Annotated in this window: 14 protein-coding genes and 3 tRNA genes; 8 read left to right on the forward strand and 9 right to left on the reverse strand. The window is 72.0% G+C overall.

Annotated features, from left to right (window positions below; translation table 11 throughout):
- Positions 1–664: 664 nt before the first annotated feature.
- Positions 665–2,410 (forward strand): polyprenyl diphosphate synthase, encoded by a 1,746-nt coding sequence (uppS, locus tag AC07DF_RS24120; protein WP_478974942.1) that lies wholly within the window; start codon positions 665–667, stop codon positions 2,408–2,410.
- A gap of 158 nt (positions 2,411–2,568) precedes the next feature.
- On the opposite strand, the gene AC07DF_RS24125 is transcribed toward uppS, so the two are convergent.
- The 3 genes from AC07DF_RS24125 to AC07DF_RS24135 form a co-directional block, all read right to left on the reverse strand.
- Positions 2,569–2,645, reverse strand: a tRNA-Ile gene (locus AC07DF_RS24125).
- Positions 2,646–2,835: 190 nt separating this feature from the next.
- A tRNA-Asn gene (locus tag AC07DF_RS24130) sits at positions 2,836–2,908 on the reverse strand.
- 5 nt (positions 2,909–2,913) lie between these two features.
- A tRNA-Asn gene (locus AC07DF_RS24135) sits at positions 2,914–2,986 on the reverse strand.
- 160 nt (positions 2,987–3,146) lie between these two features.
- Between AC07DF_RS24135 and AC07DF_RS24140 the strand changes: the two genes are divergently transcribed.
- The 4 genes from AC07DF_RS24140 to AC07DF_RS24155 all read left to right on the forward strand — a co-directional run bounded on the left by AC07DF_RS24140 (position 3,147) and on the right by AC07DF_RS24155 (position 8,826).
- Positions 3,147–3,452 (forward strand): YtxH domain-containing protein, encoded by a 306-nt coding sequence (locus AC07DF_RS24140; RefSeq protein ID WP_432959910.1) that lies wholly within the window; start codon positions 3,147–3,149, stop codon positions 3,450–3,452.
- A gap of 155 nt (positions 3,453–3,607) precedes the next feature.
- A complete protein-coding gene (locus tag AC07DF_RS24145) occupies positions 3,608–5,059 on the forward strand; it encodes a xylulokinase (protein WP_478974946.1) in 1,452 nt (483 codons plus the stop codon).
- A gap of 105 nt (positions 5,060–5,164) precedes the next feature.
- Positions 5,165–6,898, forward strand: a complete 1,734-nt coding sequence (locus AC07DF_RS24150) for an ABC transporter ATP-binding protein (RefSeq protein WP_478974949.1) — start codon at positions 5,165–5,167, stop codon at positions 6,896–6,898.
- Positions 6,898–8,826 carry an ABC transporter ATP-binding protein gene (locus AC07DF_RS24155; RefSeq protein ID WP_478974952.1) on the forward strand — a complete coding sequence of 643 codons (1,929 nt, stop codon included), beginning with the start codon at positions 6,898–6,900 and terminating at the stop codon, positions 8,824–8,826. The genes AC07DF_RS24150 and AC07DF_RS24155 overlap by 1 nt, the downstream gene beginning before the upstream one ends.
- A 105-nt stretch (positions 8,827–8,931) precedes the next feature.
- Here the strand turns inward: AC07DF_RS24155 and AC07DF_RS24160 are convergent, their stop codons facing one another.
- From AC07DF_RS24160 to AC07DF_RS24180, 5 genes are all read right to left on the reverse strand, one after another.
- Positions 8,932–10,209, reverse strand: coding sequence for an RNA polymerase sigma factor (locus AC07DF_RS24160; RefSeq protein ID WP_478974955.1), 1,278 nt, complete (start codon positions 10,207–10,209; stop codon positions 8,932–8,934).
- An 86-nt stretch (positions 10,210–10,295) separates the two neighbouring features.
- Positions 10,296–12,218 carry a DNA primase gene (gene dnaG, locus AC07DF_RS24165; protein ID WP_478974958.1) on the reverse strand — a complete coding sequence of 641 codons (1,923 nt, stop codon included), beginning with the start codon at positions 12,216–12,218 and terminating at the stop codon, positions 10,296–10,298.
- Between the two features lie 47 nt (positions 12,219–12,265).
- Positions 12,266–13,531, reverse strand: a complete 1,266-nt coding sequence (locus AC07DF_RS24170; protein ID WP_478974961.1) for an NAD(P)/FAD-dependent oxidoreductase — start codon at positions 13,529–13,531, stop codon at positions 12,266–12,268.
- A 134-nt stretch (positions 13,532–13,665) separates the two neighbouring features.
- On the reverse strand, positions 13,666–14,943 hold the full coding sequence (locus AC07DF_RS24175) for a deoxyguanosinetriphosphate triphosphohydrolase (protein ID WP_478974964.1): 1,278 nt from the start codon (positions 14,941–14,943) through the stop codon (positions 13,666–13,668).
- Positions 14,944–15,057: 114 nt separating this feature from the next.
- Positions 15,058–15,828 (reverse strand): sirohydrochlorin chelatase, encoded by a 771-nt coding sequence (locus tag AC07DF_RS24180; protein ID WP_478974967.1) that lies wholly within the window; start codon positions 15,826–15,828, stop codon positions 15,058–15,060.
- Between the two features lie 213 nt (positions 15,829–16,041).
- On the opposite strand from AC07DF_RS24180, the gene AC07DF_RS24185 reads away from it, so the two are divergent.
- From AC07DF_RS24185 to AC07DF_RS24195, 3 genes are all read left to right on the forward strand, one after another.
- A complete protein-coding gene (locus AC07DF_RS24185; RefSeq protein WP_478974970.1) occupies positions 16,042–16,740 on the forward strand; it encodes a SanA/YdcF family protein in 699 nt (232 codons plus the stop codon).
- A gap of 158 nt (positions 16,741–16,898) precedes the next feature.
- A complete protein-coding gene (locus tag AC07DF_RS24190) occupies positions 16,899–17,207 on the forward strand; it encodes a hypothetical protein (RefSeq protein ID WP_478974973.1) in 309 nt (102 codons plus the stop codon).
- A 217-nt stretch (positions 17,208–17,424) separates the two neighbouring features.
- A complete protein-coding gene (locus AC07DF_RS24195; protein ID WP_478974976.1) occupies positions 17,425–19,551 on the forward strand; it encodes a molybdopterin oxidoreductase family protein in 2,127 nt (708 codons plus the stop codon).
- Between the two features lie 190 nt (positions 19,552–19,741).
- On the opposite strand, the gene AC07DF_RS24200 is transcribed toward AC07DF_RS24195, so the two are convergent.
- Positions 19,742–20,710, reverse strand: a complete 969-nt coding sequence (locus AC07DF_RS24200; RefSeq protein WP_478974979.1) for a sugar kinase — start codon at positions 20,708–20,710, stop codon at positions 19,742–19,744.
- Between the last annotated feature and the right edge of the window lie 4 nt (positions 20,711–20,714).

Here is a 20,714-nt window from a genome sequence, read left to right on the forward strand (position 1 = left end):
GGCCCGTCCGGGCCCCCGTGAAGTCACCGGAACCGTCCCCTCGGGAACGCCCGGGCCCGCCCACCACAGCCCAGCCACCAGGCCCGAGTACGCCCCCGGAGTCACCGGACACGTCCACACGGGGCCACCCGCGACCGGCCCGTCCGGGCCCCCGTGAAGTCACCGGAACCGTCCCCTCGGGAACGCCCGGGCCCGCCCACCACAGCCCAGCCACCAGGCCCGAGTACGCCCCTGAAGTCACCGGACGCGTCCACTCGGGAACGCCCCGGGCCGCCACCACAGCCGAGCCACCAGGCCCGGGCACGCCCCGCAAGTTGCCGGAGCCGTCTCCCGTAATCACCCGGGCCCGCCCCCCGGGGCGGCGACCCCCCGGTGCCGCGGAGCCGCCCGGCTGCGGCTTGGAGCAGCGAGGCCGGTGACGTGCCCGGACCCGTGTGGCCTCGGTGGCGGCCCCGTCGGCCTCCGTCGGAGAGCGCTCCTACCCTGCCGACGGCCGGCCGGTGATGACCCGCGCGCGGGGGCGAACGCCCCGCCGACCACCCCGGGCCCATTCGCGGCAACCCACTTGATCAGCGCAATACCTGGACGTACCGCTCTCGTTGTCAGCGATGTGCCTCCCGCGACCCCAGCCCCGGCAGACCGACGCACGAGCACCGCGCGGACGGTGATCGGCGAAGACCCGGCACTGCGGGCGGCCTACCGGCTGTGCCGGCTCCGGACCAGGCGGCAGGACCCCGCGGAGTACGCCCTGATCCAGCTGGTGCCCGCCGAGTTGCGGCCGGCGCTGCACGCCCTGTGGGCGGCCGCCAACGCCCTCGACGACCTCGGCGACGACCGCACCGCCCCCGCCGCCGAACGGGCCGCCCGCGTCGGGGAGTGGATCACCGCCCTGCACCGCGAACTGCCCACCGGCACCAGCCCGGACCCCGTCCGCCACGCCCTCGTGCACACCGCGGCCCGCTGGCGCCTGGACCTGTCCGAACTGCACGCGGCCATGACCCAGGTCCAGGACGACACCCGGGGCAGGCACTTCACCGACTGGACCGAGTGGCGCACCTGGGGCCGGGACAACCTGCTGCCCTGGTTCGGCCAGGTCCGCACGGTCTTCGACCGGGCCGGGGTACCCGTGGCGCTCCGGCTAGACACCCGGGAGACCTACGAGGAGTTCCTCGATGGCGTCCGGCTCACGGACATCCTCACCGATCTGTCCGCCGACCTCGCCCAGGGCGACCTCCTGCTGCCCGGCGAGGCCCTCGACAACCACCCCGGGTCCGCCGCCGACTTGGCGCACCGCCGCTGGAGCCCCGCCGTATCCGCCCTGATCACGCACCTGACCGGCCTGGCCCGCCGGTGGGTGACGCAGGAGAGCCTCAGCCGCGGCATGCACCCCGGCCCCGCCACCGTCCTGCACACGATGGCGGCCCTGCTGCGCGCCCAGCTCGACGCCATCGACACCGCCGGGCCGGCCGTACTCCGGGCCACGCCCCGGCCCGGACCTCTCACCCGCGCCCGGATCCTCGTCCCCGCCCGGGCCCGCGCGGCCCTGGCCTGGAGCCTGACCCCCCTGACGGTGCCGCCCGCACCCCGGCCCGCCCACGGCGGGCACGCCACCCTCACCCGTCCGGCGCACACCGCGGCCTTCCGCCCTCCGCCGCCCCACCCCAGCGGCGAGCGGCCACCGGAGATCCCGGCCGCCCAGCTGCCCGTCCATGTCGCCGTGATCATGGACGGCAACGGCCGCTGGGCCCAGCAGCGGAGCCTCCCCCGGCACGAGGGTCACCGCGCCGGAGCCACCGCCGTCCGCGAGGTGGTGCACGGCGCCCTGGACATCGGTCTGCGGCACCTGACCCTGTACACCTTCTCCACCGAGAACTGGCACCGCGACGCCGAGGAGGTCGACGCGATCCTCGGCCTCCTGCGCCGTGAACTGGCCGACGACCCCTTCCGCGACCTCGACGTCCGGATGGGCTGGCACGGCCGCGCCCGCCGCCTGCCGCCCGACCTGGTCGACCTCCTCCACCTCCGGGAGCGCACCACCCGCACCCGCACCGGCCTGACGCTGACGATGTGCATCGACTACGGCGGCCGGGACGAGATCACCCGAACGGCCGCCGCCCTGGCCCGCCGTACCCGGGCCGGCCACCTTGATCCGGACCTGATCACCGAGGACGACTTCGCCCGGCACCTGCCCCGCCCGGACCTGCCGGACGTGGACCTGCTCTGGCGCACGGGCGGAGAACACCGCGTCTCCAACTTCCTGCCCTGGCACACGGCCTACGCCGAACTGCACTTCACCCCGGGCCTGTGGCCCGACACCGACCGACGCGACCTCTGGCAGGCCGTCAGCACCTACACCCGCCGCCAACGCCGCCACGGCACGACTCCGGCCACCGCGGGCCCGCTGGAATAGCGCATTTCGGGAACTCGCCCTGTCGCTCTATTTCGCCGAGGTCTTGGGCAATCGGGGGCCACCGCGGGGCCGAACGAATGAACTGAGGGCGCCACCCGGGAGCGGCGCCCTCGTTCTCGCGCTTCCGCGAGTAGAAACGGTTCTGCGCGTGTAGCACGTGGTGGGGCGGGTGGGACTCGAACCCACGGCCGACGGATTATGAGTCCGCTGCTCTAACCGGCTGAGCTACCGCCCCATAGCGGCGTGTCGCGTACATGTGTGCGCGCCGTCTGCCGCAGCATAGCCGCTCATACGATCTCCTGCTTCGGATGGTCGGCTTCGCACGGCCTTCGTGACCATGAGGACTGCGCCGGGCTCCGCGCGGTTCCCAGAAGATCGGAACGGACATGAAAAAGGACCCCTGAGAGGGGTCCTCGATCACCATGCTCCCCCGACTGGACTCGAACCAGTAACCTGCCGGTTAACAGCCGGCTGCTCTGCCAATTGAGCTACGGAGGACCGAGCTCCCCGGACTGGACTCGAACCAGTAACCTGCCGGTTAACAGCCGGCTGCTCTGCCAATTGAGCTACCGAGGAATGCCTCGTTGCATCGAACGTACCTACCTGGGTATCCGCCAGGGGGCGCTCGCTCGCTGCGACACATACATTAGCGCAAGCAGGGGGGTGCTCCGCCAATCGGTACCCCGCGGGGCGCCGACACCGCACCGGAGACCTACGCAAGGGAAGGGTGGCCGCCATGCGTTACCGGCTCACGTTCGTCGCCGGAGTCGTCCTTGGTTACGTGCTGGGCACGAGGGCCGGACGCGAGCGCTACGAGCAGCTGAAGAAGACGGCCCAGCAGTTCGCGCAGAACCCGGCCGTCCGCAACACCGCGGAGTCGGCGGCCCATCAGGGCCGTGAGTTCGCGGGCAAGGCGTACCACGTGGTGAGCGACAAGGTCGGGGACCGCGTCCCCGAGTCGGTCGCCGACCGCGTCCGCCACCTCAAGGACCGCGCCACCCACAACGGCGGCGAGGACGACTGGGGCACGAGCAACACGTAACAGTTCCTTTTCAGACCCCGAGCACGCACTCGCGCCCCTGAGGGGCGCGGGGAACTGCGCGACCAGCCACGACGCGCCCGCACCCGAGGCCCGGCGACACACCCCCACGGCGCCCACGGCCCGACCCGAGCGGAGCGTGCGGCAGAATTTTGGCCATGGGGATAGTCGCCGGGTTGGACAGTTCACCCGATTTCACTCGTATCGTCGTCTGTGACACGGACTCCGGAGCCGTGCTCAGGCAGGGATATGCGCAGCATCCGGTGGAAAGCCCCGAGGGCGGCGGCCGGCCGTCCGACGTCGACCCGCAGGCCTGGCTGCTCTCCCTGGGCGAGGCGGCGGGCGGCGGGCTCCTCGAAGGCGTGCAGGCCATCGGCGTGTCGGCGCAGCAGAACGCCGTCGTGCCGCTGGACGCGCAGGGCAACACCGTGCGGCCGGCCATGGTCGGCAGTGACAAGCGGACGCAGGTCGCGGCGGCCGATCTGGTCGACGCGCTCGGCGGGCGCGAGGCGTGGGCGCAGGCCGTGGGCTGTGTGCCGCAGGCCGCGCAGCCGGTGACGAAGCTGCGCTGGCTGGCCCGGACCGAGCCCGACAACGCGCAGCGCACCGCGATCCTCCTGCAGGCGCACGACTGGCTGGTGTGGCAGTTGCTGGGCCGCCCGGTCAGAAGAACCACCGACCGGGGCGGGGCGTCCGGCACCGGGTACTGGTCGGCGGCGACCGGCGGCTACCGGACCGATCTCGTCGAGCTCGCGCTCGGGCAGCAGGTGATGCTGCCGGAGGTGATCGGCCCGGCGGACGCGGCCGGCAGGACGCCGGAGGGGCTGCTGATCTCCGTCGGGACCGGCGAGACCATGGCGGCGGCGTTCGGGCTGGGCATCGGCCTCGGTGACGCGGTCGTGTCGCTGGGTGCCTCCGGGTCCGTGATGGCCGTACACCCCGAGGCGCTGGTCGACGGGTCCGGGATGATCACCGCGCTGGCCGACGCGACCGGTATGCACCTGCCGGTCGTCACCACGCTGAACGCCGTTCGGACATTGCGCGGTACCGCCGAGCTGCTCGGGCTGCCCGATCTGGAGAGCCTGTCCGACCTGGCGATGAAGTCGACGCCGGGGTCGCACGGGCTGGTGCTGCTGCCCTATCTGGAGGGTGAGCGGACGCCCAACCTGCCGCACACCGCCGGGACCCTGGCGGGGCTGCGGCGTGAGTCGATGAAGGCGGAGCATCTGGCGCGGGCCGCGTTCGAGGGCATGCTGTGCGGGCTCGCGGACGCGCTGGACGTGCTGCGCGGCCGGGGCGTGGAGGTGCGGCGTGTCTTCCTGCTCGGGTCGGCCGCCGAACTGCCCGCCGTGCAGGCCGCCGCGCCCTCGCTGTTCGGGACGCAGGTCGTGGTGCCGCAGCCCGCCGACTACGCCGCGATCGGCGCCGCCCGCCAGGCCGCCTGGGCCCTCGGCGTGTCGCAGGGCGCCCTCGACGCGCGCACCCCACCGGCCTGGCAGGGCGCGGTCGCGCAGGTGCTGGAGCCGGGTGAGGACCTGGCGGTGGGCCAGGCGGTGCGGCAGCAGTTCGTGGCGGTACGGGAGCAGACGCACCCTGGGGCGCTCCGGTAACAGGCCCCTGTTGGGTTAATTCGGTTGAGGTAACGCGGGTGGAGTGTTCGACGATAGGGGCCAGGGGCAACCAACCGCTCCGTCGCCCACTCCGAGAGAAGCAGCGTGCTCATACGACTCCTGCGGACCTACCTCAGGCCCTACAAGAGACCCATCGCCCTGCTGGTGCTGCTGCAGTTCCTGCAGACCTGCGCCACGCTCTACCTGCCCACGCTGAACGCGGACATCATCGACCAGGGTGTCGTGAACGGCGACACCGGCTACATCGTGGGCTACGGCGGTCTGATGATCGGCATCTCGCTGGTCCAGGTCGTGTGCAACATCGGTGCCGTGTACTACGGCGCCCGTACGGCCTCGGCGCTCGGGCGGGACGTGCGGGCGTCCGTGTTCGACCGGGTGCAGTCGTTCTCCTCGCGTGAGCTGGGCCACTTCGGGGCGCCATCGCTGATCACCCGTACGACGAACGACGTCCAGCAGGTGCAGATGCTGGCGCTGATGACGTTCACGCTGCTGGTGTCGGCGCCGATCATGTGCGTGGGCGGCATCGTGCTGGCGCTCGGCCTGGACGTTCCGCTGTCCGGGGTGCTGGTGGCGGTCGTGCCGGTGCTGGGCATCTGCGTGACGCTGATCGTGCGGCGGCTGCGGCCGCTGTTCCGGGCGATGCAGGAGCGGCTGGACACGGTGAACCGGGTGCTGCGCGAGCAGATCACCGGCAACCGGGTGATCCGGGCCTTCGTCCGGGACGAGTACGAGCAGCAGCGCTTCCGGAAGGCCAACACCGATCTCACGGACTTCGCGCTGGGCACCGGCAATCTGCTCGCGCTGATGTTCCCGATCGTCATGACGGTGGTGAACCTGTCGTCGATCGCCGTGGTGTGGTTCGGCGCGCACCGCATCGACAGCGGCGGGATGCAGATCGGTGACCTGACGGCGTTCCTCGCCTATCTGATGCAGATCGTCATGTCCGTGATGATGGCCACCTTCATGTTCATGATGGTGCCGCGCGCGGAGGTGTGCGCCGAGCGCATCCAGGAGGTGCTGGACACCTCCTCCAGCGTCGTGCCGCCGTCGGAGCCCGTACGGGAGCTGCGCCGGCACGGGCATCTGGAGATCCGGGGGGCCGGCTTCCGCTATCCGGGTGCCGAGGAGCCGGTGCTGCGGTCCGTGGACCTGCTCGCCCGGCCGGGCGAGACGACCGCCGTCATCGGCTCGACCGGCAGCGGCAAGTCGACCCTGCTCGGGCTGGTGCCGCGGCTGTTCGACGCGACCGACGGGCAGGTGCTCGTGGACGGTGTCGGGGTGGCGGAGATCGATCCGGTGCTGCTCGCGCGGACCGTCGGGCTGGTGCCGCAGAAGCCGTATCTGTTCGCGGGCACGGTGGCGACGAACCTGCGCTACGGCAATCCGGACGCCACCGACGAGGAGCTGTGGCACGCGCTGGAGGTGGCGCAGGGCAAGGACTTCGTCGAGCGTCTTGAGGGCGGGCTCGACGCGCCGATCGCGCAGGGCGGGACGAATGTCTCCGGTGGTCAGCGGCAGCGGCTCGCCATCGCCCGGACCCTGGTGCAGCGGCCCGAGATCTACCTCTTCGACGACTCCTTCTCCGCGCTCGACTACGCCACGGACGCTGCCCTGCGGGCCGCGCTCGCGCGGGAGACCGCCGAGGCGACCGTCGTGATCGTCGCCCAGCGGGTGGCGACCATCCGGGATGCCGACCGGATCGTCGTCCTCGACGAGGGCCGGGTCGTCGGCACCGGCCGGCACCACGAGCTGATGGCGGACAACGAGACCTACCGGGAGATCGTGCTCTCCCAGCTCACGGAAGCGGAGGCTGCCTGATGGCCGGGCCGATGGGGCGGATGATGGCCGGGGGCGGCCCCGACCAGCGCTCGCTGGACTTCAAGGGGTCGGGCAAACGGCTGGTCGCGCGGTTCCGGCCGGAGCGCGTGACCATCTACGTGCTGCTGCTGTGCGTGGTGCTGAGCGTCGGCCTCAGCGTCGTCGGGCCGAAGATCCTCGGCAAGGCCACCGACCTGGTCTTCGCGGGCATCGTCGGGCGGGGCATGCCCGAGGGGGCGAGCAAGGAGCAGGTCCTCGACTCCATGCGGCAGCGCGGGGACGGTGACGTCGCCGACATGCTGCGCAGCACCGACTTCACCCCGGGCAAGGGCATCGACTTCACGGCCGTGGGGAACGTGCTGCTGCTCGCGCTGGGCGTGTTCATGGTGGCGGGGCTGCTGATGGCGGTGGCGACGCGGCTGGTGAACCGGGCCGTGAACCGGACCATGTTCCGGATGCGGGAGGACGTGCAGACGAAGCTGTCGCGGCTGCCGCTGTCGTACTTCGACAAGCGTCAGCGCGGTGAGGTGCTCTCCCGCGCCACGAACGACATCGACAACATCGGGCAGACGCTCCAGCAGTCGATGGGGCAGCTCATCAACTCGGTGCTGACCATCATCGGCGTCCTCGCGATGATGTTCTGGGTCTCCTGGATCCTGGCGCTGGTCGCGCTGGTGACCGTGCCGCTGTCGTTCGTCATCGCCACGCGTGTGGGCAAGCGGTCGCAGCCGCACTTCGTGCAGCAGTGGCGTACGACGGGCAAGCTGAACGCGCACATCGAGGAGATGTACACCGGGCACACCCTGGTGAAGGTGTTCGGGCGGCAGGAGGAGTCGGCGCAGCAGTTCGCCGAGCAGAACGAGGCGCTGTACGAGGCCGGGTTCCGGGCGCAGTTCAACAGCGGGATCATGCAGCCGCTGATGATGTTCGTGTCGAACCTCAACTATGTGCTGGTCGCGGTCGTCGGCGGGCTGCGGGTCGCCTCGGGCTCGCTGTCCATCGGTGATGTGCAGGCCTTCATCCAGTACTCGCGGCAGTTCTCGATGCCGCTGACGCAGGTCGCGTCCATGGCGAACCTGGTGCAGTCGGGTGTCGCCTCGGCGGAGCGGGTCTTCGAGCTGCTCGACGCGGAGGAACAGAGCGCCGATCCGGTGCCGGGCGTGCGGCCCGAGGAACTGCGCGGGCTGGTGGCGCTGGAGCGCGTGTCGTTCCGCTACGACCCGGAGAAGCCGCTGATCGAGGACCTGTCGCTGAAGGTCGAGCCGGGGCACACGGTGGCCATCGTCGGCCCGACGGGGGCCGGCAAGACGACGCTGGTGAATCTGCTGATGCGGTTCTACGACGTCACCGGCGGGCGCATCACCCTCGACGGGGTCGACATCGCGCGGATGTCCCGGGACGAACTGCGGGCCGGGATCGGCATGGTGCTCCAGGACACGTGGCTGTTCGGCGGCACGATCGCGGAGAACATCGCGTACGGGGCGTCCCGGAAGGTGACCCGGGGGGAGATCGAGGAGGCGGCCCGGGCCGCGCACGCGGACCGGTTCATCCGTACGCTGCCGGACGGGTACGACACGGTGATCGACGACGAGGGGACCGGGGTAAGCGCGGGCGAGAAGCAGCTGATCACCATCGCCCGGGCGTTCCTGTCCGACCCGGTGATCCTGGTGCTGGACGAGGCGACGTCGTCGGTCGACACGCGGACCGAGGTTTTGATCCAGAAGGCCATGGCGAAGCTGGCGCACGGGCGGACGTCGTTCGTCATCGCGCACCGGCTGTCGACGATCCGGGACGCGGACGCGATTCTCGTGATGGAGAACGGGTCGATCGTGGAGCAGGGGACGCACGAGGAGCTGCTGGCCTCGGACGGGGCCTACGCGCGGTTGTACAAGGCGCAGTTCGCGCAGGCGGTGGCGGAGGTGGACTGAGTGCTCCGCTGGTGGTGCCGCGGTACGCCGTCGAGCGACCGCGGCGCCTTCGTGGCTGGTCGCGCAGTTCCCCGCGCCCCTTGGGTACGTGCAGCTGACGCCCCTTCAGTCCAGATAACCCCGCAGCTGATCCGCGAAAGCGTGATCCCGCAGCTTGTTGAGGGTCTTCGACTCGATCTGCCTTATCCGTTCCCGCGTCACGCCGAAGATGCGGCCGATCTCCTCCAGCGTGCGCGGGCGGCCGTCGGCCAGGCCGTACCTCAGCTGGACAACCTTTCGCTCCCGCTCCCCCAGCGTCGACAGGACCGCTTCCAGGTGCTCCCTGAGGAGGAGGAACGCCGCCGACTCCACGGGGCTGGTGGCGTCACCGTCCTCTATGAGGTCGCCGAGGGCGACGTCGTCCTCCTCGCCCACGGGCGCGTGCAACGACACAGGCTCCTGGGCGAGGCGCAGCACCTCGCTGACCCGCTCCGGCGCCAGGTCCAGGTGCGCGGCGACCTCCTCAGGCGTCGGCTCGTAGCCCCGTTCCTGGAGCATCCGCCGCTGCACCCGCACGACGCGGTTGATCAGCTCCACGACGTGGACGGGGACCCGGATGGTGCGGGCCTGGTCGGCCAGGGCGCGGGACATGGCCTGGCGGATCCACCAGGTGGCGTAGGTGGAGAACTTGTAGCCGCGGGCGTAGTCGAACTTCTCGACGGCCCGGATGAGGCCGAGGTTGCCCTCCTGGACGAGGTCGAGCATGGTCAGCCCGCGCCCGACGTACCTCTTCGCCACGGACACGACGAGCCGCAGGTTCGCTTCGATGAGCCGGCGCTTGGCCATCCTGCCCATGACGACGAGCCGGTCGAGGTCCAGCGCCAACTGGCTGTCCAGACTAGGCGTGTTGCTCAGCTTCTCCTCGGCGAACAGGCCGGCCTCGACACGGCGGGCGAGTTCGACCTCCTCGGCCGCGGTCAGCAGGGGGATGCGGCCGATCTCCCGCAGGTACTGGCGGAACAGGTCCGAGGAGGGACTGCCGCTCTCGGTACGGACGGGCGGCCTCACGACGGTTTCGGCGGTCTCGGCCGTCTCGAGGACCTCGGCAGGCGGCTCCTCCGGCTCCGGTTCCGTCTCGGGGTGGTGCACGACGAGGCTCTGCGACGGAACCGCGGGCAGGGCGTCGTCCTCCGCGTCCGGCACGGCAGCGGCGTCGGTCTGGGTGAGGGTCTGGGTCTGCACGGGGGCGACCTCCAGGATGATCGCTGCCAAGGTGTGCGGCAGCGGTACTTCGGGGGCGGAGTCGACGGCCTCGCCGCTTTCCGTCCCGTACGCGATGAGCGGAACCGCGGGGGTCTGGGACCCGTCGGTGACGGATCGGCCGCGCTCCGAGGACTCAGGCACCGCAACCCAGTGTGGGGGAAGACACATCGTCGCCACGAGGGGCGTGCGATGACTTTTTGCGTTCGGGACGTGACCGCGCGGTGACGTCAGAGCGCGGCGGCGCCGTGTTCGCGCAGGGTCTGGTCGTACTGCTGGAGGACCCAGAGCTCGTTCTGTACGGCGGCCAGCTGGGCCGGGTCGCCTTGGGTGCCCAGGCGGGTGAGCTGGCTGGTGATGTCGCGGATGCGGCGTTCCACCGCGCGGCGGCGGACGGTGACCAGTTGGGCGCCGGCGTACACCTCGTCGACGCCCTTCACGCCCTTGTGCAGCATGATCGCCTCGACGGCCAGTTCGGTGACCATCGCGCGGACCGCGTCGTCGGGGGCGGCCTCGCGGACCTTGACCAGGTAGTCCTGGGGGTCCTCGACGCCCAGTTGGGCGCCGCCCGCGTCCTGGATGGCCATGCGTACGGCCGTGTAGGGCGGGGCGGTGAACTCGTCGGCTCCGTAGGCGTCGAAGGCCGGGGAGACGAGTTCCGGGCGCTGGAGGGCCAGCTTGAGGAGTTCGCGTTCGGTGGCGAAGACGGGGTTGCGGAGGTTGAGGGCCGGGCCGCGGGGGGCGGCGGACGGCTGGGCGGTGGCGTACTGCCGGGACGCCTGCTGGTGCCGGTCCGGGGCCGGGCCCTTGCCGCCGCGGTCGCGGGCCCAGCGGGCCAGGTGGGCCACGCGCTTGACCACGAACTGGGTGTCGAGGATGCCCAGCATGCCGGCCAGCTGGACGGCGACCTCGTGCTGGGCGCCGCTGTTCTTGATGCGGGCGACGATGGGCGCCGCCTCGTCCAGGGCGGCGGCGCGGCCCGCCGGGGTGTCGAGGTCGTAGCGGGCGACGATCTGGCGGAGGGCGAACTCGAAGAGCGGGGTGCGGGGTTCGGCCAGGTCGGCCACGGCCTCGTCGCCCTTGGCGAGGCGCAGGTCGCAGGGGTCCATGCCGTCCGGGGCGATGGCGATGTACGTCTCGGCGGCGAACTTCTGGTCGTCCTCGAAGGCGCGCAGGGCCGCCTTCTGGCCGGCGGCGTCGCCGTCGAAGGTGAAGATGACGCGGGCCGAGCCGTTGTCCATGAGGAGCCGGCGGAGGATCTTGATGTGGTCGCCGCCGAAGGCCGTGCCGCAGGTGGCGATGGCTGTCGTGACGCCGGCCAGGTGGCAGGCCATGACGTCCGTGTAGCCCTCGACCACGACCGCGCGGCTGGACTTCGCGATGTCCTTCTTCGCCAGGTCGATGCCGTAGAGGACCTGGGACTTCTTGTAGATCGCGGTGTCTGGCGTGTTGAGGTACTTGGGGCCGTTGTCCGCCTCGTAGAGCTTGCGGGCGCCGAAGCCGACGACGTCGCCGCCGATGTCGCGGATGGGCCACATCAGGCGGCCGCGGAAGCGGTCGATGGGGCCGCGGCGGCCCTCCTGGGAGAGCCCGGAGAGGAGGAGCTCCTTGTCGGTGAAGCCCTTGCCGCGCAGGAAGCGCGTGAGGTGGTCCCAGCCCTGGGGGCTGTAGCCGACGCCGAAGTGGACGGCGGCGGCCTGGTCGAAGCCGCGCTCGGCGAGGAAGACCCGGCCGGTGTCGGCCTCGGGGGACGTCGCGAGCTGTTCCGCGTACCACTCGGCGGCGATCTTGTGGGCCTCGACCAGGCGGATCCGTTCGCCGCGCTGGTGGGAGGGGTTGTACCCGCCCTCCTCGTAGCGCAGGGTGACGCCCGCCTGGCCGGCCAGGCGCTCGACCGCCTCCGAGAAGGAGAGGTGGTCGATCTTCATCACGAACGTGATGGTGTCGCCGCCCTCCTGGCAGCCGAAGCAGTGGAACAGCCCCTTGCTGGGGCTGACCTGGAAGGACGGTGACTTCTCGTCGTGGAACGGGCAGAGACCCTTGAGGTTCCCGCCGCCCGCGTTGCGCAGCTGGAGGTACTCGGACACCACGGCGTCGATCGGGACCGCGTCCCGTACCGCCTTCACGTCCTCGTCGTTGATCCGTCCTGCCACGCGTGAATTCTACGGTGGCCCGCCGACAGTCCTGACAGCCCCGACGGCTAGGGGGCGAGGTTGTCCAGCGGCACGTGCGGGTCCGCCAGCGACTCCGGGTTCACCTGGGCCTTGGTGCGGATCAGGTGCTGGATCTTGTCTGTGACGTCCCACACGTTGACGTTCATCCCGGCCAGGACGCGGCCCTCCTTCACCCAGAAGGCGATGAACTCGCGCTTGCCCGCGTCCCCGCGGATCACCACCTGGTCGTAGGTGCCCGGGGGCGCCCAGCCGGAGTACTCCATGCCCATGTCGTACTGGTCGGAGAAGAAGTAGGGCACGCGGTCGTACGTCACCCCGCGGTCGAGCATGCAGCGGGCGGCCGCCGGTCCGCCGTTCAGCGCGTTGGCCCAGTGCTCCACCCGCATGCTGGTCTCGAAGAGGGCGTGGTGGAAGGAGGCCACGTCGCCGGCCGCGTAGATGTCCGGGTCGGAGGTGCGAAGCCGCTCGTCGACGACGACACCGCCGCCGTGGGCCCGGTCGGCGATCTCCAGGCCGGCCGCCTCCGCGAGGTGGGTGCGGGGGGCCGCGCCGATCGCGGCCAGGACGTCGTGCGCCGGGTGCTCCTCGCCGTCGTCGGTGCGGGCCGCGAGGACCATGCCGTCCTGGCCGACGATCTCGGTGAGCCGGGCGCCGAAGTGGAAGCGGACGCCGTGCTCGCGGTGCAGCTCGGCGAAGAGCCCGCCGAGCTCCGGGCCCAGGACGTGGTGCAGGGGGGTCGGGCCGCGCTCGATGACCGTGACCTCCGCGCCGTACTCGCGGGCCGCCGCCGCGACCTCCAGGCCGATCCAGCCGGCGCCCGCGATCACCAGGTGGCCGTTGTCGCGGCCCAGGTTGGTCAGGACGTGCTTGAGCCGCTCGGCGTGGGCGAGGCGGCGCAGGTGGTGCACGCCCGCCAGGTCCGTGCCCGGGATGTCGAGGCGGCGGGGCTCGGCGCCGGTCGCCAGGAGCAGCTTGTCGTAGCGGACGACGGTGCCGTCCTCGCCGAAGCGGACGGTCTTCGCGGTGCGGTCGATCGCGTCGACGGTCTGGCCCAGGTGCAGCTCGATGTCGTTGGCCGCGTACCAGGCGGGCTCGTGCACGAAGACGCTGTCGCGTTCCTCCTTGCCCAGGAGGTAGCCCTTGGACAGCGGCGGGCGCTCGTAGGGGTGGTCACGTTCGTCGCAGATCAGTATCACGCGGCCGGTGAAGCCCTCCGTGCGGAGCGTCTCGGCTGCCTTGGCGCCTGCCAGTCCGCCTCCGACGATGACGAAAGTCTGATCCGCGTCGACCACTTGATGCCTCCTCGTAAAGGTGTCGCCACTTGCGAGCGTCCCGCACGGAGCGTGATGCGGGAAGAGGGAGTGACCCGATCAGGCCACGGAGGGTCACATTCGGGGGTGCTCAGGTCCCGAGCGTCGCATCAGTCTCATGCCTGCCCCGTGAGACGGGCGTGAAGCGAACGGGCCGACATGTCGGTGAGGGAGGCGATCTGGTCGACGATCACCCGCTTGCGGGCACGGTCGTCCGCCGCCCGGTCGAACAGGGCGCGGAACTGCGGGTCCAGGCCGTCCGGGGCGCGGGCGGTGAGCGCCTCGGCCAGTTCGGCCACGACGATCCGCTGGTCGGCGCGCAGGCGTTCCTGCTCGGCGCGCTGCATGACGTAGAGGTCGGCGACGGCCTTGAGGACGGCGCACTCCATACGGGCCTGGCGCGGCACGACCAGCTCAGCGGCGTACCGGGTGAGCCGCCCGCTGCCGTACGCGGCGCGGGTCGCGGCCTCGGCGGCGAGGCAGAAGCGGCCGATGAGCTGGCTGGTGGCGTCCTTCAGCCGGGCCTGGGCCACGGCGGTGCCGTCGTAGCCGTGCGGCCACCACTCCTGGGCGAGGAGCCGGTCCAGGGCCTCGGCCAGCTCCGCGGGATCGGTGCCGGACGGTACGTAGCGGCCGCGGGCGACCTCGAAGACGTCCTGGCGTTCGGGTTCGGCGTGCAGGCAGTTCGGGTCGATGTGACCGGCGTGCAGGCCGTCCTCCACGTCGTGCACCGAGTAGGCCACGTCGTCGGACCAGTCCATGACCTGTGCCTCGAAGCAGGTGCGGGTGCCGGGGGCGTCCTTGCGGAGCCAGTCGAAGACGGGGCGGTCGTCCTCGTAGACACCGAACTTCGGGGAGTCCGGGTCGGTGGGGTGGGCGCCTCGGGGCCAGGGGTACTTGGTGGCGGCGTCGAGGGCCGCGCGGGTGAGGTTGAGGCCGACGGAGCCGTCCGGGGTGAACCGCTTGGGCTCGATGCGGGTGAGGAGTCTGAGGGACTGGGCGTTGCCCTCGAAGCCGCCGCAGTCGGCCGCGAACTCGTTGAGGGCCTGTTCGCCGTTGTGGCCGAAGGGCGGGTGGCCCAGGTCGTGGGAGAGGCAGGCGGCTTCCACGAGGTCCGGGTCGCAGCCGAGGGCCGCGCCCAGCTCCCGGCCGACCTGGGCGCATTCGAGGGAGTGGGTGAGGCGGGTGCGGGGGCTGGCGTCCCAGGCCGGTCCCATGGTGCCGGGCGTCACCACTTGGGTTTTGCCGGCGAGGCGTCGCAGGGCGGCGGAGTGGAGGATCCGGGCGCGGTCGCGTTGGAAGGCGGTGCGGCCTGGGCGCTTGTCTGGTTCCTGGGCCCAGCGGTCGACTGACGTCGGGTCGTAGGCCGGGGGGTGTTGTGCGGTGCCGTCCATGTGACGACAGTAAGCGCGTCTGCGTGTACCGGGTTCTGATTTCGGGCGTGTGCGGGCGGAGTGTGGTTTCTCGCGCAGTTCCCCGCGCCCCTGGGGCGTGCACCACCCCGCGATCTAAGCGGAAGCGAGTTCCCGCGCGGTCAGCGACTTCGTCAGCGCCTCGTCGTAGCGGTGGAGGAGGAGGCGGGCCATCGACGGGTGGGTGCCGAGGGGGGAGGCCGCTATCCAGGGGGCCTTCTGGGCGCACTCCGTGGCGAAGCGGCCCGGGGCTGTGAAGTAGGACGCCAGGGCGATCTGGTGTCGGCCTCTCGCGACGAGGGTGCGGACGGCCGTTTCGACCGTGGGGGTCGCGGCCGAGGCGTAGGCCGGGAGGACGGGGACGCCCAGGCGGGCCGCCAGGAGGTGGGCCGTGCGGGCGGTGTCCCGCTTCGCGTCCGGGTCGCGGGAGCCTGCCGCCGCGAGGACGACCGCGCTGGTGCTGCGGGGTGTCCGGCCCCATCCGGCCTCTGTCAGGCGGGCCTGGAGGGCGTCCACCAGAAGGGGGTGCGGGCCCAGGGGGGCGGCCAGGTGCGTGCGGGCCGGGGCGGCCGCCGCCATCTCGGGGATGTCCTGCTTGACGTGGTAGCCGCGGCTGAGGAGGAGCGGGACGAGGACCGCTTCCTTGTCTGTGAGGGCGGCGAGCGTGTCGGGGAGCAGGGGCTCGTTCAGTTCGATGTGCCCGAGGTGCACCGGCAGGCCGGGGCGCAGCGCGCGGACCCGGTCGAGGAGGGCACGGACCGTGCTCAGCGCGCGCGGGTCGCGGCTGCCGTGCGCCACGACGACGAGGGCGGGCTGGACCGGGCGGCGGGCCGCGGTCGGCGGGACGAGACTGAGCTGGCTGGGCATGTACCGATGGTCGCGGCGCCACGTTGCCTTCCCGTTGCGTGGGGGTCACCGGTGTGTTTTCCGGCGGTTCACCATGGGGGTCATGGCCGGTGTGAGCGCTTTTGACCTGGGGTTTCGGGGTTTCACGTGAAGCTGCTCACCCGCCGAGCGGTGAACCGGACGGGCCGATCAAGCGTCCTCGAAGGTCAGACCGACCTGGGGAGGGCCTGTCCGATGCGTGTTCCGGAGTTCCGCAGACCGAGGCTGCCGCGTACCCGCCGGGGGCAGCGGCGGCTGGTGCAGGCCGTGATGGCCGGGTGCGTGCTCGGGCTGCTCCCGGCGACCTGGATGTACGCGGTGGCGGGTGACCGGCTGCGGACGGCGGCGGACGTGCCGCGTACCGATGTGGCCGTGGTGTTCGGGGCCGGGCTGTGGGACGGGGAGCCCTCGCCGTACCTCGCGCACCGGCTGGACGCGGCGGCCGAGCTGTACCGGAAGGGGCGGGTGAAGGTGGTGCTCGTCACCGGGGACAACAGCCGCGAGGACTACGACGAGCCGGACGCGATGCGCGGGTATCTGACGCGGCACGGGGTGCCCGACGGGCGGATCGTCAGCGACTACGCCGGGTTCGACACATGGGACTCCTGTGTGCGCGCGAAGAAGATCTTCGGGGTGGACGAGGCCGTGCTGATCAGCCAGGGCTTCCACATCCGGCGGGCGGTGGCGCTGTGCCGGGCGGCGGGGGTCGAGTCGTACGGGGTCGGGGTGGACGCGGTGCACGACGCGACCTGGTACTACGGGGGTGCCCGGGAGATCTTCGCCGCCGGGAAGGCGGCGCTGGACGCGGCGTTCCGGCCGGATCCCCGGTTCCTCGGGCCTCAGGAGCCGGGTGTGCGGCGGGCGTTGGCCACGGCCGAATGGCCTGTCGGATGAATCAGGACGTTCTGCCGGAGCGGGTTTGACGCGCACATTTCACCCCAGAGCGTGAAATACACCTTCGGCGCTCTCCGTGTTCACGAGATCACGCTTAGTGTCTTCGCCGTGCGGCGGCGGATCGGGCCGCCGCCGCGATCTGGGGGAAAGGACATCTGATGACTCGACTTCGCACCGCGCTGGTGATGGCCGCCGCGGGCGCGCTGCTGGCCGTGCCGGCCGCCATGGGGACCGCCGCGGCGGCGCCCGTGGCGGCCGCGGCGGTCAAGGCCCCGGAGCCGGGCTGCGCGAAGCTCGGCGCCTCCGGCCAGTGGTGGGCCGACATCCACAACGTGTGCGGGCACACCATCTCCGCCAGCGTGGAAGTCGACGGCTGGGACCCCTCGTGCATCCAGATCGGCCCCGGCGGTGTCGGGAGGATCGGTCTGGACGTGGGCGACGAGCCGTACTACGCGTACGAGTGCTGACCGGGGCCGTGCCCTGACCAGGCACAGCCCCTGAACGTGGCCGGGGACGGCCGGCGCGCTCCGCGCGTCCCGTCCCCGGCCTTTCCCGTGGTGGCCGGCTTCCGTGCGAGCGTGGCGTGCGCCTCACGCGGACCGGGCGGCGGCGGGGAGGTCCCCGTCCCGGCCGTGTAACAGGGGACCGTGCCGCGCGTAACACGGCCGAAGCACGCTGAACGGTATGCAGAACACCGCCACGCCCACGCACTGCCCGTACTGCGCCCTGCAGTGCGGGATGAACCTGACGCCCACGCCGGACGGGACCGTCGAGGTGAGCGAGCGCGCGGACTTCCCGGTGAACCGGGGCGCGCTGTGCGGCAAGGGCCGTACGGCACCCGCGGTGCTGGCCTCCGGCGTTCGTCTGACCTCGCCGCTGGTGCGGTCCGGGGGCGAGTTGGTGCCCGCCTCCTGGGACGAGGCGCTGGACCGGATCGCCGCGGGGCTGCGAAGGACGCGCGCGGAGCACGGGCCGGACGGGGTCGGGGTGTTCGGCGGGGGCGGTCTGACGAACGAGAAGGCGTACACGCTCGGCAAGTTCGCGCGGGTCGTGCTCGGCACGTCCCAGATCGACTACAACGGCCGTTTCTGCATGTCGTCGGCGGCCGCCGCCGGCATCAAGGCGTTCGGGCTCGACCGGGGGCTGCCGTTCCCGCTGGAGGACATCCCGAAGACCGGCTGCGTGATCCTGGTCGGGTCGAACCTCGCGGAGACCATGCCGCCGTCGCTCCGCTTCTTCAACGAGCTGCGGGAGAACGGCGGCACGCTGATCGTGATCGACCCGCGCCGTACGAAGACCGCCGAGCAGGCGGACCTGCACCTGGCGCCCCGGCCGGGCACGGACCTGGCCCTGGCGCTCGGCCTGCTGCACCTGGTGATCGCCGAGGGGCGGGTGGACGAGGAGTACGTCCAGGAGCGCACGGTGGGCTGGGAGGACGCGCGGGCCGCGGCGATGGCGCACTGGCCGGAGTACGTGGAGCGGATCACGGGGGTGTCCGTTCCTCAACTGCGGGAGACCGTCAGGCTGTTCTGCGAGCCGGAGTCGGCGATGGTGCTCACCGCGCGCGGGCCCGAGCAGCAGTCCAAGGGCACGGACACGGTGGGCGCGTGGATCAACCTGTGCCTGGCGACCGGCCGGGCGGGCCGTCCGCTGTCCGGGTACGGCTGTCTGACCGGGCAGGGCAACGGGCAGGGCGGACGCGAACACGGGCAGAAGGCCGACCAGTTGCCGGGCTACCGCAAGCTCGACGACCCGGCGGCGCGGCGGCATGTCGCCGAGGTGTGGGGAGTGGACCCGGATTCGCTGCCCGGCCCCGGGCGCAGTGCGTACGAACTGCTGGACGCGCTGGGCACGGACATCAAGTCCCTGCTGCTGATGGCGTCCAACCCGGTGGTGTCGGCGCCGCGTGCCGCGCACATCGAGGAGCGCATCAGGTCGCTGGACTTCCTCGCCGTGTGCGACGTGGTCCTGTCGGAGACGGCGGCGCTCGCCGACGTGGTCCTGCCGGTCACGCAGTGGGCGGAGGAGACGGGCACGACGACCAGCCTCGAAGGCAGGGTCCTGCTCCGCCGCCGGGCGATCACCCCGCCCGAGGGCATCCGCAGCGACCTGGAGGTCCTCCACGAACTGGCCGCCCGCCTGGGCGTGGAGAAGGGCTTCCCGACCGACGCCGAGGAGGTCTTCGAGGAACTCCGCCGCGCGAGCGCGGGCGGCCCGGCGGACTACTCGGGCATCACGTACCGCAGGCTGGTGGAGGAGGACGGGGTGTTCTGGCCTTGTCCGGGTTCCGCGGAGGCGGTGGAGCCGGAGTCGCCCGCGGCAGGTGGTACGTCAAAGGCCACGGCACACCCGGGTACCCCCCGCCTCTTCCTCGACCGTTTCGCCACCCCCGACGGACGGGCCCGGTTCGTGCCCGTCTCGCATCGTGCGGTCGCCGAGGAGCCGGATGACGAGTACCCCGTGCTGCTCACCACCGGACGGGTCGTGGCGCAGTATCAGTCCGGGGCGCAGACGCGGCGTGTGGCGGAGCTGAACGCCGCGGCGCCCGGGCCGTTCGTGGAGTTGCATCCGCGGCTGGCGGCGCGGCTCGGGGCGGCCGAGGGGGATCCGGTCGCCGTCGTGTCGCGGCGGGGCCGGGCCGTGGCGCCCGCGCGGATCACGAACGCCATCCGCCCCGACACCGTGTTCATGCCCTTCCACTGGCCGGGCGAGGGCCGCGCCAACACCCTCACCAACCCCGCGCTCGACCCGACCTCCCGGATGCCGGAGTTCAAGGCGTGTGCGGTGCGCTTGGAGGCGGTGCGGGGCTGAGCGGCCCGGGGGCCTAGGCCGTGTCCGCAAAGTCCCGCCTGCCCCGCGACGCCTGGCACGCACTCTCGCCGCACCGGGCGAACCCCCAAGTACATCCAGTACGCGGGGCTCCGCCCGGCACGCCGAGAGCACGCACCAGACGCCGCGGGGCCCGCCCTCCGGGCGGACGCCGGGACTTTGCGGACACGACCTAGCGCCGGGCCAGGGCAAGGGCCTGGCCGAGGTCGGGGATGTCGTCCCGGCTGCGGAGCGCTGTCGCCGCCGTCAGATGGCCGAGGCGCAGCCTGGACGGCTCGTCGAGATCCTCCAGGACACCGGAGAGGTACCCGGCGGCGAAGGCGTCGCCCGCGCCGACCGGTTCGACGACCTCGACGGCGAGGGCGGGCGCGAAGGTGGCCTCGCCCGCCGCGTACGAGGTGGCGCCGTGCTCCGCGTCCTTGACGACGACGAGCGGTGCCGGGGCGAGCAGGCCCGCGATGTCGTCGGGGTGGGCCGTGCCCCACAGGGCCTCGGCCTCGTCACGCCCGACGAACACCAGGTCCGCGGCACGGGCCAGGTCCCGCAGCGCAGGTGCCGCGTCGGCGTTCCGTCCGCTCCACAGGGCGGGGCGGTGGTTGACGTCGAAGGAGACCAGCGGGCGAGGCCCCGTCTCCCCCCACGGGGCGCGGTGTACGACGATCTCCTCCAGCAGCCGGGCGCAACTGCCGGACAGCGCCGCGGTGATGCCCGACACGTGCACGATCCGCGGCCCCCGCAGCTCGGGCGCGGAGGCCAGCTCCGGTCCCATGTGGGCGGCGGCCGATCCGCTCCGGTAGTACAGGGGCCGGGTGGCGTCCGGGCCCGGGTCCTTGAAGTACACGCCGGTCGGATGCGCCGGGTCGACGGCGACGGCACCCACCTCGACGCCCCGGGCCGCGAGTTCGGAGCGGATCCGCCGCCCGAACGCGTCGTCGCCCACCCGGCTCAGCCAGGCCGCGCGGTGCCCGAGCGCGGCCAGCCCGTAGGCCACGTTGGACTCGGCGCCGCCGACGGAGAGGCGGAGCGCGGACTGGTCGGCGAGCGGCCTGTCGTCCGGCGGGCTGAGCACGGCCATGGTCTCGCCGAGACACACGACGTCCGCCGGCGCGTGCTCAAGGGATACGGCGGTCGGGTGGGGCACGGAG

Source organism: Streptomyces sp. NPDC044719, from assembly GCF_056433405.1.

Bases quoted from the DNA above. Each gene is read 5' to 3' on its own strand.
- AC07DF_RS24140 (WP_432959910.1), top strand. From the start codon at position 3,147: ATGCGTTACCGGCTCACGTTCGTCGCCGGAGTCGTCCTTGGTTACGTG.
- AC07DF_RS24145 (WP_478974946.1), top strand. From the start codon at position 3,608: ATGGGGATAGTCGCCGGGTTGGACAGTTCACCCGATTTCACTCGTATC.
- AC07DF_RS24155 (WP_478974952.1), top strand. From the start codon at position 6,898: ATGGCCGGGCCGATGGGGCGGATGATGGCCGGGGGCGGCCCCGACCAG.
- AC07DF_RS24175 (WP_478974964.1), bottom strand. From the start codon at position 14,943: ATGGACGGCACCGCACAACACCCCCCGGCCTACGACCCGACGTCAGTC.
- AC07DF_RS24180 (WP_478974967.1), bottom strand. From the start codon at position 15,828: ATGCCCAGCCAGCTCAGTCTCGTCCCGCCGACCGCGGCCCGCCGCCCG.
- AC07DF_RS24185 (WP_478974970.1), top strand. From the start codon at position 16,042: ATGCGTGTTCCGGAGTTCCGCAGACCGAGGCTGCCGCGTACCCGCCGG.
- AC07DF_RS24190 (WP_478974973.1), top strand. From the start codon at position 16,899: ATGACTCGACTTCGCACCGCGCTGGTGATGGCCGCCGCGGGCGCGCTG.
- AC07DF_RS24195 (WP_478974976.1), top strand. From the start codon at position 17,425: ATGCAGAACACCGCCACGCCCACGCACTGCCCGTACTGCGCCCTGCAG.